Source organism: Candidatus Tisiphia endosymbiont of Metellina segmentata (assembly GCF_964030715.1).
Taxonomy (GTDB): domain Bacteria; phylum Pseudomonadota; class Alphaproteobacteria; order Rickettsiales; family Rickettsiaceae; genus Tisiphia.
In genome coordinates this window covers 1,220,928-1,233,797 of sequence record NZ_OZ034919.1, presented here as the reverse complement: position 1 = coordinate 1,233,797, position 12,870 = coordinate 1,220,928, and the positions used below count along the sequence as shown (strand labels likewise).

Genomic DNA, 12,870 nt, shown 5'->3' with positions numbered 1-12,870 from the left:
AGAGCTTAAAATGTCCGGGTTACCGATCTTATCAATAAGTATTTTTTTGCCTTTAGTAAGTGCATTATATATTCTGCTATTTATCAACCAAAGTAGGTCAGTAAATAAGCAAGCCCAAAATAAACAAGTTTATGCGATGTATGTCGCAGTTTTAAGCTCTATCCTAACCCTAATATCTACTATTTATTTATTAGTTCAATTTGATAATACATCAAAACTTTATCAATTTGTAGAATGCTATAGTTGGATTCAATCTATAGGTCTTGAATTCCACATTGGAGTTGACGGAATTTCAATATTCTTTGTTGTTCTGACAAGCTTTTTAACCCTTATCTGTATTATAGCTAGCTTATTTACCGTCAAAAAATATATCAAAGAATTCTTATTTTGTTTTTTATTAATTGAGTCTTTTTGCATTGGGGCTTTCTGCTCAATGAATTTACTATTATTTTACTTATTTTTTGAAGTAATATTGATCCCTATGTATATAATTATAGGAATTTGGGGAGGCGAAAATAAAGTTTATGCTGCCGTAAAATTCTTCCTCTATACTTTTTTGGGGTCGGTATTTTTCTTATTATCACTCATATATATTTATAGCCAAGTTCATAGTTTTAATATGCTTGATCTAAATGAATTAGTCCCTTCATTAACATTACCGGTGCAGAGGGTTTTATGGTGGGCAATCTTTATAGCCTTCGCAGTGAAAGTTCCTATGCTGCCGTTCCATACGTGGCTTCCTGATGCACACGTACAAGCACCAACTGCTGGATCTGTCATTTTGGCTGGTATATTGTTAAAACTTGGAGCATATGGGTTTTTACGTGTATCATTACCAATGTTTCCAAATATATCAAAAGAATTTGCATTTTATGTATTAGTGCTGAGTATTTTTGCTGTAATATATGGTTCACTAGTAGCACTGGCTCAAAGAGACATGAAAAAGATGATAGCTTATTCATCGATAGCTCATATGGGCTATGTGACTGGAGGGATTTTTAGCTTAACAGAAGCTGGGATTAAGGGAGCCGTATATCAAATGATTAGTCATGGTACTGTGGCATCTGCTTTGTTTTTGATAATTGGTACTTTGTACGATAGATTGCATACTAAGGAGATAGACAAATATGGTGGAGTGGCAAATAAAATGCCAATACTTGCCACCTTTTTCATGATTGCCATGCTTGGCTCTATAGGTTTACCAGGCACTAGCGGTTTTATAGGAGAATTTTTAAGTTTGGTAGGTATTTATCAAGCTAATGTAGTAGCAGCTATTATAAGTAGTGTTGGCATTATTCTTGGAGCTGTTTATATGCTAAAACTTTATAAGGAAGTAATGCTAGGACAAATTACTAATAATCAGGTTATAAGTTTTAAAGATTTATATCTTTATGAGATACTTGCAATTATGCCGCTTTGTGTAGCAATAATTTATTTAGGTTTGTTACCAAATACAATTATGAACATACTGGATTTATCAACTCATAAAATCTTATCACAAATACCTTGTGTTGTAAAATAATTACTTAAATTAACTTAATTATTATTATTTTAATGATTTAACGATTTTTTTAGATATTTATAAATTAATTTTATATTATTACTTGTAAGACTCAAACAACTATGCTAGGGTTTATTAAAAGCTTTCTTAACTATAGAATTAATAGGTTATACAAATGTTAAAAGACAATTTAAATTCAGAAATTATTACTAACGAATTAAATGTTGAAACAGAAAAGATTGAAGAAACAGAAGAAGAAAGAGAAAACCGCTTAGATCGTGAAGAATCGGCTAGAAAATTAAAGGCAATTATATTTGTCGTTATCCCACTTTTGGTTGGGTTTCTAACGTTTACTTATTTCTTTCTTAATTCAATAGAGGAAAAAAGTAAGCTTTTGAAACAAGAACAGTCAAATCAACAGACTGATCAAAATACTCCAACAAAAACCAAGTAAACCCTAAGTTCAAATGCTTTGCTAAGTATAGGAGTATTATATCCTAGTTCAACATTCCATGTGGTGTAGGGGTGCCTCATAGTACCCTACATTTTTCTATAATCGTCATAGCAAGGCTCTTTAGATGCCGTGGCGATCTAGGTAAACAGCTAAGCTGTTTTTTTAGAGTAACGCTTCGCGTATCCTAGATTGCCGCGTTGCCGCTTTTTCGCGACTCCTCGCTAATAGACGATCAGTAGCCATTTTAATAGTGGTTATATAAAAAATGTAGGGTACTATGGGGCTGCCTTTGCAATCAAGGTTTTATTACGTGTATACTCGAATGATTTGGAGAAGTGTAACTTGTTACATCGAATTCAGGTGATTTGAAAATGCGGGGCGAGTGAGCTGAACGTATATTTAGTCACACTACTGGACAAAAAAGTTAGCTTGGTTACACAAAGTGTAACATATAAAATATGCAATATCATAAAATATTAAATTACTTTTAACTGTTTCTTAATTATATGAAGTGCGAAACTCCTGATATACTACATTCTCACTTTATGCAAGCAGTTATTTGAAAATTTTTGTAAACATTCATAATGGCATCGTCAAGTTAAGCTAAAAAATAATTTGGATTGCATAATAAATAGTATATATTTATAGAATGGTTTCATAATAATCACGTAATCTATTACTTATATTTATGTACATCAATAAACCTCCAAAGAGACATCAGTTTTCCAGTTAGTATTATCAGTCATGCAGTATGGTTATATCATAGGTTCAATAACAGTTATCGTGATATTCAGGAACATATGGTCTATCATGGGATTATACTAAGTCATGAAACAGTGAGGTTTTAGTGTTATAAGTTTGTACCTAATTTCCAATATGTAATAAGAAAAAGAGGTTTATGCAACAAACAAATAAGTTAATCTTTAATTACAAAAAAACATCTCATATACCATGCATATTTAATAATCAGTCATTTATTGTAATTCGGTCATTTAAAAGGAGTAATGAGGACTATTTTGTAATAGTTAATATTAATACTCTAGAAGTTAAGATAGTCGCTCAGAACTTATGTGCTTACCGTAAGAGTGATCAAGATGGCAGATATTTCTCATTAAAGGAACTTGAATCTTCTGTATATTATAGATCATTGTATTATTTTAATAATATAAAAGATAGTAGAGAGAATCAAGGGATCAAGAATATTCCAGGAGTCAAAGGATGTTTTTTATCCATAGATATGTGTCCATCAATAAAAATGTTAGAACATAATTTATTTGATGCAATTTTAAAAACTGCTAAAAGAAGTCAAGAAATAAACCTATTAATAGCTGTAAGTGGTTTATGGATAGCAACTCATCTAGAAGACTTTATGTGGTTACAAACTCTTCCAACCCACAATATAAAAATTACGTGGGTTAATCATAGTTTTAGTCATATTTTCTACCCTGATAAAGATTTTACAGACAATTTTTTATTACTACCAAATACTGATATAGAAAATGAAATATTACAAACCGAACACTTACTAATTGAAAGGGGCGAATTACCATCTCCATTTTTTAGATTTCCTGGGTTAGTAGCCAGTCAAGAAATATTAGATATATTAACTTCTTACGGGCTAATACAATTAGGTGCAAGTGCGTGGATACATAAGATTCCTGAACATGAGACAGTTAAAGATGGTGATATAGTATTAATCCATGGAAATGGTAATGAAGATAGAGTATCCCTAGATAAATTGATTAAATTAGTTCAATCAGATCAGTTTTTATGGAAAAATTTACAAAAAGAACTAAGTTTGAGTAATACACTGCTATGATTTCAAGAGATAAAGTAGCTTACTAGAATACTCCCGTTTGATATATTTGAAAAAACTACTACTAGTCTTGAATGGCTCCCCGGGCCGGACTCGAACCAGCGACCGAACGGTTAACAGCCGTTTGCTCTACCACTGAGCTACCGAGGAACATTTGCCTTTATATAGACTAGGTTTCTTATAACAAATCTTTTGACTATGGTCTAGTATTTTCTTGTTTTATCTATAAAAAATCAATAGAGCTTATATCTTAAGAATGTGTTATAAGTAATTAAAGAGGGTGACTTGAATAGACCTTGACTAAAATAGTCGCTAAGAGAATAAGTACCCTCTTTTTGGTAGTTTACCTTGAACAAATTGCAGAAGGTGGTCTTAAAAAGAGCAGCCTTGCACAATAAGAAGAAGGAGATTATATCATGAATAAAATAATAGGTCTAGACGTAAGTAAAAACTGGCTTGATATATGTGTATATAATACAAGAGATAAACCTAAATATCATCGTTTTGCCAATGATGCAGCTGGTCATGAAGAGATGATTAAATTAGCAAAAGAGCAAGAGATTAAGCTAATAATATGTGAACCTACTGGAGGATACGAAGCTGAGATTTGTCAAAAGCTGGATAATAATAACCAACAAATACATAAGGTCAATACATATAGTTTTAATTCTTTTAGTAAATCGGTGAATTTGTGTAAAACTGATAGGAAGGATGCATTTAAATTAGCATATTATGCGGATAAGATGCAGCTTTCAGCGAATTATATATATCAAGTTGAATCAGAGACTTTGAAGAGATGTCAACAAAGACGAGAAGATTTAGTATTAATGCTTAGCAATGAAAAGAAAAGACTACATCATAGCATTGATGGTATTGATAAAGAGAGTATAGAAAAGCTCATTAAATTTTTACAGAATGAAATAGCTGAGCTTGATAAAAAGTTAAACAAAACAATAGATGAGTCAGAAGAGTTAAAAGAGAAGGTAAAAATATTAGAGACTGTACCTGGTATTGGTAAATGTTTAGCTACAAAACTAATTAGTTTTGTACCTGAATTAGGGGGTCTGTCAGATTTTTTGTGTAAGTATGATTTCTCCATTTGCCCAATTTTGTAAATTAGTATCACAAAGGATTGCAAATTGATTTAAAGCCATCGCCCAATTCTTAATAGGCATTGTCCATTTTTTAGAGGCATTTGTCAACGCCAAAAAGATTATTTTCTGAATTGATTTGTCATCTGGAAACACTCCTTTATTTTTAATAATTTTACGAATTTGACGGTTAGTGGATTCAATAGCATTAGTAGTGTAAATCGCTTTTCTAATGTCTTCCGGAAAGCTAAAAAATGGAGCTATGCCAGACCAATTTCGTTGCCATATGTCAAAAATAACTGGATATTTTTCATCCCATTTTTTGGCAAAATTTTGTAATTCTCTTAATCCCTCTGCTTCATTTATTGCAGAATAAACTGCCTTTAAATCAGCTGTTACCGATTTTAAATCTTTATATGATACCAATTGCAATAATTAACGCAGTGGTGTAAAATGGGTTTTTACCTGATAAAGGTACTCAAATGGCTAGGTTAATATTACCGCAAGGTTTTCATGGTCATGATTTTATAAAAATGATGAAACATGAGCCGCATGGTCGAAATCGTATACGTTTATTGGCGATGTATTACCTTCAATTAGGCAAATCTTTTAAAGCCATATCTGAAATAGTGAAGTCACACTGGAAAACTGTGCAATCATGGCTCAGAAGATTTAGGAATCATGGTTTTGAAGGATTATTTGAATCACAAAGAAGCGGTGCCCCTAGGAAGATTAACACTATACAAGAGTCTGCTCTTTTTGATAAAATCAATACGCTCAGTGAAAGTAAAACTGGTGGGTATATAACTGGAAAGGAGCTACATATCATGTTACTTGAGGAATATGGTGCTAAATGTACTTTAAAAACAGTCTACAATACTATGCACCGCCTTGGTTTTAGCTGGATTACTTCTCGTTCAATGCATCCAAAGTCAAATCAAGAGACTCAAAATACATATAAAAAAACTTCCCAGACATGCTAACAGAATTATTACCAAAAAATATCGATAGATGTAAAGTTGATATATGGTCTCAGGATGAAACTCGAGTTGGGCAACAAGGTAGCTTAACTCGTATATGGGCTAAGCGTGGCACTAGACCCCGTAAAGTTCGGCAACAGCAATTCATTTCAACATATATTTATGGAGCTGCTTGCCATGATACAGGAGAAGCTTTTGCATTAATTTTACCATATGCAAATACACAGGCAATGAATAAATTCTTAGAAGACCTTTCTCGCAGTATTCAAGGCAACCGACATATAGCTTTACTAACGGATAATGCAGGTTGGCACACAGCCAAAAAACTAACTGTGCCAAGCAATATCACTTTGATACCGCTTCCGCCCTATGCACCGGAACTTAATGCAATGGAACAAGTTTGGGCATGGATCAAAAATCATTTCTTGTCTAACCAATGTTATGGTGTATATGAAGATATCGTCACTATGGCTTGTTACGCTTGGAATCAATTTGCTCATAATGTAGATTTAGTAAAATCAATTATGTATAGAGACTGGATAAATACACCGTGTTAATTATTGCAATTGGTATAACCTATATGAGATTCCATTTCTTTTTCTAAAATCTTATTTACTATCTGCTTTTTAATTTCCTGAAATATTCCTTCTTTGCCAAATATCTCAGATGGATCACTTTGTGATAGTATTTCTGATACTACTTTTTCTATAGTCGGATTTGATACTTTACTCTTATTCTTCATATTAGCCTCATGTAAGTTGTTTTAATTAATTTTATTCTTAACTATTTTTATAACTTACACAAACTTTCTGACACCCTCTAAAATTCTCCTGATTCGTCAGAGCCTAAACTATCAAGTTGCTCTTGATTCTTAATGTAGTGTTTGATCTGATTCTCTTCAAATCCTACAGTTGAGACCGCATAACCTCTAGCCCACAACTTTTCTCCATTAAAATTACGTTTTCGTCCACCAAACTGCCTAGCAACGGCTATAGCACTTTTCCCCTTGATATAGCCTATTACTTCAGCTACAGAATATTTAGGAGGAATCTTGATGAGCATATGCACATGATCTTGTACCATATGCCCCTCTATGATCTTTCTCCCACGTTGAAAAGCTAACTCATGGAATACGTTCCCAAGATATTTTCTAACCTTCCCGTACAATTCTTTTTTACGACACTTTGGAATAAACACAATATGATATTTGCAATCCCATTTAGAATGATTTAAACTTTCGTATGTTGTCATATATTTTCTCCTTTGACCGTCAAGCCAAAGAAGTTATATATGATAACTTTTTATTTTATACTAAATCTAAAGGCCAAGCCTTGATGGTCTCACTAGTCAAACTAGTGGCTTACCTATCATTGAGTTAAAGCTTATGAAGCAAAAGAGCAGGAATTTGCAGCACAAATAGTAGCTTTGACGGAAGATCAGAAACAATTTGTGGAAGATAAGAAGCAGTTAGATGCAAGAATTGCAGCTTTGACTGAGGTTCAGCAAGTAAAAGAGCAGGAGTATGAAGCAAAATTAGCAGAACTGAATAAAGAAAAAGAGCAGGCGGCTAAAGAGCAGAAAGTTCTAGAGGAAAAAATTGTAGCTTCTACTAAAGAAATTACTGATTTGAATGAAATTTTGGCTAAAGAAAAACAGGTGGCATTAGAAGAGAATGCTAAGTTGGCTGAAGCATTTGCAGCTCAGCAAGATGTGTTAGCAAAGAATCAACAGGAACTGCTAGGTTTGAATCAAGAAAGAGAGAAGATAGCTAAAGAGCTAGCAAATTTGACTAAAGCTCAAGCAAAGAAAGAACAGGAGTATGAAGCAAAAATAACAGCTTTAACTGAAGAAAAACAGCTAAAGGATGAAGAATTCAGAAAGGTAGAGGGTGACTATGAAGAAGCTCAGCAAAAATTAGTAGAAGAACAAAATAAATTTAAGGAAGAAAATAAGAATCTACAAGAAAAGATGATAGTCTTAGAGGAAGGTAAGAAGCGGTTGGATGAAAGCTTAGCAAATGCTGAAAAAAATGCACGAGAGTTGCAGGCAGCTCAAAACCAATCAGTGGTAGAGTTAAAGTCACTACAGGATAAATTTGCTGAAACTCTTGAAGCTCATGCAGCAAGAGAGCAAGAATTAAAAATAGCAAATGAGAAAGTTGCTAAAAAGCTAGAAGATTTAACTGCAGCTCATGAGGCAAAAGAGCAAGAACATAAAACACAAATTGAGGATTTGACTAAAATAAACGAACATGCATTAGAATTAGCTCAGAAAGAATTAATAGAAAAGGAGACCAAGCTTAAGGAGGAAAGTGAGAAGTTTGCTCAAGAAAAGAATCAGTTGGAAGAAAAGTTAGCAGTTGCTGAAAAAAATGCAGAAGCTTTGACTAAAGTAAACGATGAAGCATTAGCAGAGAAGGCTAAGTTAGCTGCAGCGGTTGAAGATTATAAAAAACAAATTGATGATTTGAATGTAGAAAAAGATGAGATGGTTAAAGCTCATAAAGTAAAAGAGCAAGAAGTTGCAGATTTAGCTGCAACTTTGGCTAAAGAAAAACAGGCAAAAGAGAAGGCTGATAAAGAGCTAGCAGCTTTGACTAAAACTCAGCAAGAAAAAGATCAGCAAATTGCAGCTTTGACTAAAGTACAACAGAACAAAGATGACGAATTAAAAGTGTTACAGGTCAAGTTAGCTGAGGATCTTAGAACTCATAAAGCAAAAGAGCAAGAAGAGGCAAATTTGGTTAAAGAAAAAGAGCAATTGGTTAAAGCCTATGAAGAAAAGATTGAAGCTGTGACTAAAGCTCAGGAAGAAAAAATTATAACTTTGATGAAACAAAAAGATGAAGTGGCTAAAGCTAAGGAGAAGTTGGAGAATAGTTTAAAAGTTGCTAATAATGAAAAAGATGCTATTCAAGTTAAATTTGCTAAAGCAGAAGAATCAGAAAGGATGGCACAGGCTGAGATAGCAAAGAATCAACAGGCATTAGAATTAGCTCAGAAAGAATTAGTAGAAAAGGAGAAGAAATTTGAGGAAGAAAGTAAGAAATTACAAGAAAAGATGGTAGCCTTAGAGGAAGGTAAGAAGCATTTAGAAAAGAACTTAGTAGATGCTAGAAATAATGCAGAAGCTTTTACTAAAGAGAAAGAGGAAAAAGATCAGCAAATTGCAGCTTTGACTACAGCTCAGGCAGAACAAGCTGCTCTAGCTAAAGCAAAAGAGGAGGAGTTAAATAAGTTGCAGGAAGCTCAAAACAAATCAGTGGTAGAGTTAAAGTCACTACAGGATAAATTTGCTGAAACTCTTGAAGCTCAGAAAATAAAAGAGCAAAAAGTTGAAGATTTAACTGCAGCTCATGAGGCAAAAGAGCAAGAACATAAAACACAAATTGAGGATTTGACTAAAGTAAACGAACATGCATTAGAATTAGCTAAGAAAGAATTTGAAGAAAATAAAAAGCAGTTGGATGAAAGAATTGTAGCTTTGACTGAGGTTCAGAAAGCAAGAGATGAAGATAAGTTACAGTTGGAGAAACAACTTACAGCCTTGAATCAAGAAAAAGATGAGGCATTAAAAGCACTACAGGCTAAACAGAATAAGTTGGATGAAGCGGTAAAGATCATGAAACAAAAGAGCAGGAATTTGCAGCACAAATGGCAGATTTGCTTAAAGAGAAACAGGCAAAAGATGACGCATTAAAAGTAGCACAGGATAAGTTAGATGAAACAGTTAAAGCTCATAAAGCAAAAGAGGAAGAAATAGCAAATTTGGTTAAAGAAAAAGAGCAATTGGTTAAAGTCCATGAAGAAAAGATTGAAGTTGTGACTAAAGAGATTGCAGATTTGAATCAAACTCTAGCAGAAAAAGATAAGAAAATAACAGATTTGAATGCAAAACAAGATGAGACGCTTAAAGCTCTAACAGATATGACTAAAGTAAACGATGAAGCATTAGCAGAGCAGGCTAAGTTAGCTGCAGTGGTTGAAGCTTATGAAAAACAAATTACGGTTTTGAATGCAGGAAAAGATGCTGTAGCTAAAGAGTTGGAAGCCCAACAGCAGAAAGTTATAGATTTGAATCAAACTCTAGCAGACGAAGAGCAGGAAATAGTAAATTTAACTCAAGCAAATGAGGAGATAGTTAAAGATCTAGAAGAAAAAAAGCAGGAACTAGTAGATCTGGTTGAAAATTATGAAGAGGCAATTGCAACAAATAATGAGATATTTGAAAAGCTAGAATTAATAGAACACGAAATGCAAGATTTAGCTGCAGAGAGTGAACTTTATAAACAGCAAATTGAAGAAAAAGAAGGGATACTTAAAGGTTTAGAAGAAAAAGAACGGGAGTTAGAAGTTGCACTGGAAAAGTTGAAGGACGATAAAGGGGACTTGACAAGTACAGATAGTGTTAAGAAATCTAAGACAATTACGCAACAACAGGAGCAAGTAAGAATGATGAAGACACAGATTACTCAAGAATTAACAAAAGCTAAAAGAGAGCTTGCAGCAGCTACTCTTTTTGCAGATAATAAGAGATTAGAGGCTCGTGGTCTACGAAGCAGTGCTAATAGAGCATTTGCAGCAGCTCAGGCTTACTTAGATGGTAGGAAGACAGAGGTTCGTGGTCTACGAAGAAGTGCTGATAAAGCACTTGTAGCAGCTCAAACTTATGCTAATGATAAGAGATTAGAGGTTCGTGGTCTACGAAGCGGTGCTAATAGAGCAGTTACAGTAGCTCAAAATCACGCAGATAATAAGAGATTATACCAATTGCAATAATTAACACGGTGTATTTATCCAGTCTCTATACATAATTGATTTTACTAAATCTACATTATGAGCAAATTGATTCCAAGCGTAACAAGCCATAGTGACGATATCTTCATATACACCATAACATTGGTTAGACAAGAAATGATTTTTGATCCATGCCCAAACTTGTTCCATTGCATTAAGTTCCGGTGCATAGGGCGGAAGCGGTATCAAAGTGATATTGCTTGGCACAGTTAGTTTTTTGGCTGTGTGCCAACCTGCATTATCCGTTAGTAAAGCTATATGTCGGTTGCCTTGAATACTGCGAGAAAGGTCTTCTAAGAATTTATTCATTGCCTGTGTATTTGCATATGGTAAAATTAATGCAAAAGCTTCTCCTGTATCATGGCAAGCAGCTCCATAAATATATGTTGAAATGAATTGCTGTTGCCGAACTTTACGGGGTCTAGTGCCACGCTTAGCCCATATACGAGTTAAGCTACCTTGTTGCCCAACTCGAGTTTCATCCTGAGACCATATATCAACTTTACATCTATCGATATTTTTTGGTAATAATTCTGTTAGCATGTCTGGGAAGTTTTTTTATATGTATTTTGAGTCTCTTGATTTGACTTTGGATGCATTGAACGAGAAGTAATCCAGCTAAAACCAAGGCGGTGCATAGTATTGTAGACTGTTTTTAAAGTACATTTAGCACCATATTCCTCAAGTAACATGATATGTAGCTCCTTTCCAGTTATATACCCACCAGTTTTACTTTCACTGAGCGTATTGATTTTATCAAAAAGAGCAGACTCTTGTATAGTGTTAATCTTCCTAGGGGCACCGCTTCTTTGTGATTCAAATAATCCTTCAAAACCATGATTCCTAAATCTTCTGAGCCATGATTGCACAGTTTTCCAGTGTGACTTCACTATTTCAGATATGGCTTTAAAAGATTTGCCTAATTGAAGGTAATACATCGCCAATAAACGTATACGATTTCGACCATGCGGCTCATGTTTCATCATTTTTATAAAATCATGACCATGAAAACCTTGCGGTAATATTAACCTAGCCATTTGAGTACCTTTATCAGTTAAAAACCCATTTTACACCACTGCGTTAATTATTGCAATTGGTATTACTTTATCATCAAATCCTTCAAATCTCCGTACTCCTTTTGGAATTAGTTGAGGTTCAAATTCTCCTTCCCGATCCCTTGGTACTTCTACTACCAATTTACGACCCTCAGGATCTATTAGAGTCTTTTCATAATTGCCATTACGTCTATTATCTGACTCCTTGATATTCTTAGAATGCTTCTCATAACCTATATGAGATTCCATTTCTTTTTCTAAAATCTTATTTACTATCTGCTTTTTAATTTCCTGAAATATTCCTTCTTTGCCAAATATCTCAGATGGATCACTTTGTGATAGTATTTCTGATACTACTTTTTCTATAGTCGGATTTGATACTTTACTCTTATTCTTCAGAATACTGCGAGAAAGGTCTTCTAAGAATTTATTCATTGCCTGTGTATTTGCATATGGTAAAATTAATGCAAAAGCTTCTCCTGTATCATGGCAAGCAGCTCCATAAATATATGTTGAAATGAATTGCTGTTGCCGAACTTTACGGGGTCTAGTGCCACGCTTAGCCCATATACGAGTTAAGCTACCTTGTTGCCCAACTCGAGTTTCATCCTGAGACCATATATCAACTTTACATCTATCGATATTTTTTGGTAATAATTCTGTTAGCATGTCTGGGAAGTTTTTTTATATGTATTTTGAGTCTCTTGATTTGACTTTGGATGCATTGAACGAGAAGTAATCCAGCTAAAACCAAGGCGGTGCATAGTATTGTAGACTGTTTTTAAAGTACATTTAGCACCATATTCCTCAAGTAACATGATATGTAGCTCCTTTCCAGTTATATACCCACCAGTTTTACTTTCACTGAGCGTATTGATTTTATCAAAAAGAGTAGACTCTTGTATAGTGTTAATCTTCCTAGGGGCACCGCTTCTTTGTGATTCAAATAATCCTTCAAAACCATGATTCCTAAATCTTCTGAGCCATGATTGCACAGTTTTCCAGTGTGACTTCACTATTTCAGATATGGCTTTAAAAGATTTGCCTAATTGAAGGTAATACATCGCCAATAAACGTATACGATTTCGACCATGCGGCTCATGTTTCATCATTTTTATAAAATCATGACCATGAAAACCTTGCGGTAATATTAACCTAGCCATTTGAGTACCTTTAT

The 12,870-nt window shown here is 33.9% G+C and carries 15 protein-coding genes and 1 tRNA gene; 8 read left to right on the top strand and 8 right to left on the bottom strand.

What is annotated here, in order from left to right; all coding sequences use genetic code 11:
* Positions 1–10 precede the first annotated feature (10 nt).
* The 3 genes from AAHM80_RS06315 (at position 11) to AAHM80_RS06300 (ending at position 3,774) form a co-directional block, all read left to right on the top strand.
* Entirely contained in the window at positions 11–1,522 is a 1,512-nt protein-coding gene (locus AAHM80_RS06315) for an NADH-quinone oxidoreductase subunit M (protein ID WP_342259635.1), read from the top strand.
* Between the two features lie 154 nt (positions 1,523–1,676).
* The gene (locus AAHM80_RS06310) at positions 1,677–1,955 is read left to right on the top strand and encodes a hypothetical protein (protein ID WP_342259634.1); all 279 of its coding nucleotides are present in this window, start codon (positions 1,677–1,679) and stop codon (positions 1,953–1,955) included.
* A gap of 898 nt (positions 1,956–2,853) precedes the next feature.
* Positions 2,854–3,774, top strand: coding sequence for a hypothetical protein (locus AAHM80_RS06300; protein ID WP_342259633.1), 921 nt, complete (start codon positions 2,854–2,856; stop codon positions 3,772–3,774).
* A 72-nt stretch (positions 3,775–3,846) separates the two neighbouring features.
* Here the strand turns inward: AAHM80_RS06300 and AAHM80_RS06295 are convergent.
* Positions 3,847–3,921 (bottom strand) — tRNA-Asn (locus tag AAHM80_RS06295).
* 266 nt (positions 3,922–4,187) lie between these two features.
* On the opposite strand from AAHM80_RS06295, the gene AAHM80_RS06290 reads away from it, so the two are divergent.
* Positions 4,188–4,886: an IS110 family transposase gene (locus AAHM80_RS06290; protein ID WP_342259632.1), complete on the top strand. Its 699-nt coding sequence runs from the start codon at positions 4,188–4,190 to the stop codon at positions 4,884–4,886.
* On the opposite strand, the gene AAHM80_RS06285 is transcribed toward AAHM80_RS06290, so the two are convergent.
* Entirely contained in the window at positions 4,839–5,288 is a 450-nt protein-coding gene (locus AAHM80_RS06285) for a transposase (protein ID WP_342259631.1), read from the bottom strand. The two genes, AAHM80_RS06290 and AAHM80_RS06285, sit on opposite strands and share 48 nt — an antisense overlap.
* A gap of 56 nt (positions 5,289–5,344) precedes the next feature.
* Between AAHM80_RS06285 and AAHM80_RS06280 the strand changes: the two genes are divergently transcribed.
* Both AAHM80_RS06280 and AAHM80_RS06275 read left to right on the top strand, forming a co-directional pair.
* The gene (locus AAHM80_RS06280) at positions 5,345–5,845 is read left to right on the top strand and encodes a helix-turn-helix domain-containing protein (protein ID WP_342259385.1); all 501 of its coding nucleotides are present in this window, start codon (positions 5,345–5,347) and stop codon (positions 5,843–5,845) included.
* A complete protein-coding gene (locus AAHM80_RS06275; RefSeq protein WP_342259405.1) occupies positions 5,839–6,399 on the top strand; it encodes an IS630 family transposase in 561 nt (186 codons plus the stop codon). Before AAHM80_RS06280 ends, AAHM80_RS06275 begins: the two co-directional genes overlap by 7 nt.
* Here the strand turns inward: AAHM80_RS06275 and AAHM80_RS06270 are convergent.
* Positions 6,396–6,584 (bottom strand): hypothetical protein, encoded by a 189-nt coding sequence (locus AAHM80_RS06270; RefSeq protein ID WP_342259630.1) that lies wholly within the window; start codon positions 6,582–6,584, stop codon positions 6,396–6,398. The genes AAHM80_RS06275 and AAHM80_RS06270 overlap by 4 nt on opposite strands.
* Positions 6,585–6,661: 77 nt before the next feature.
* Positions 6,662–7,093: an IS200/IS605 family transposase gene (gene tnpA / locus AAHM80_RS06265; protein ID WP_342259383.1), complete on the bottom strand. Its 432-nt coding sequence runs from the start codon at positions 7,091–7,093 to the stop codon at positions 6,662–6,664.
* A 198-nt stretch (positions 7,094–7,291) separates the two neighbouring features.
* On the opposite strand from tnpA, the gene AAHM80_RS06260 reads away from it, so the two are divergent.
* Both AAHM80_RS06260 and AAHM80_RS06255 read left to right on the top strand, forming a co-directional pair.
* The gene (locus AAHM80_RS06260; protein ID WP_342259629.1) at positions 7,292–9,541 is read left to right on the top strand and encodes a hypothetical protein; all 2,250 of its coding nucleotides are present in this window, start codon (positions 7,292–7,294) and stop codon (positions 9,539–9,541) included.
* Positions 9,496–10,620, top strand: coding sequence for a hypothetical protein (locus AAHM80_RS06255; protein ID WP_342259628.1), 1,125 nt, complete (start codon positions 9,496–9,498; stop codon positions 10,618–10,620). Before AAHM80_RS06260 ends, AAHM80_RS06255 begins: the two co-directional genes overlap by 46 nt.
* Here AAHM80_RS06255 and AAHM80_RS06250 read toward each other — a convergent pair whose 3' ends face one another.
* Genes AAHM80_RS06250 through AAHM80_RS06235 form a run of 4 tightly spaced genes read right to left on the bottom strand, consistent with a single transcriptional unit; the run spans position 10,621 to position 12,856 of the window.
* The gene (locus AAHM80_RS06250) at positions 10,621–11,181 is read right to left on the bottom strand and encodes an IS630 family transposase (RefSeq protein WP_342259405.1); all 561 of its coding nucleotides are present in this window, start codon (positions 11,179–11,181) and stop codon (positions 10,621–10,623) included. It lies immediately after the preceding gene.
* Positions 11,175–11,675: a helix-turn-helix domain-containing protein gene (locus AAHM80_RS06245; RefSeq protein WP_342259385.1), complete on the bottom strand. Its 501-nt coding sequence runs from the start codon at positions 11,673–11,675 to the stop codon at positions 11,175–11,177. Before AAHM80_RS06245 ends, AAHM80_RS06250 begins: the two co-directional genes overlap by 7 nt.
* Before the next feature lie 30 nt (positions 11,676–11,705).
* Positions 11,706–12,362: a transposase gene (locus AAHM80_RS06240; protein ID WP_342259627.1), complete on the bottom strand. Its 657-nt coding sequence runs from the start codon at positions 12,360–12,362 to the stop codon at positions 11,706–11,708.
* Positions 12,356–12,856 (bottom strand): helix-turn-helix domain-containing protein, encoded by a 501-nt coding sequence (locus AAHM80_RS06235; protein WP_342259545.1) that lies wholly within the window; start codon positions 12,854–12,856, stop codon positions 12,356–12,358. Before AAHM80_RS06235 ends, AAHM80_RS06240 begins: the two co-directional genes overlap by 7 nt.
* Between the last annotated feature and the right edge of the window lie 14 nt (positions 12,857–12,870).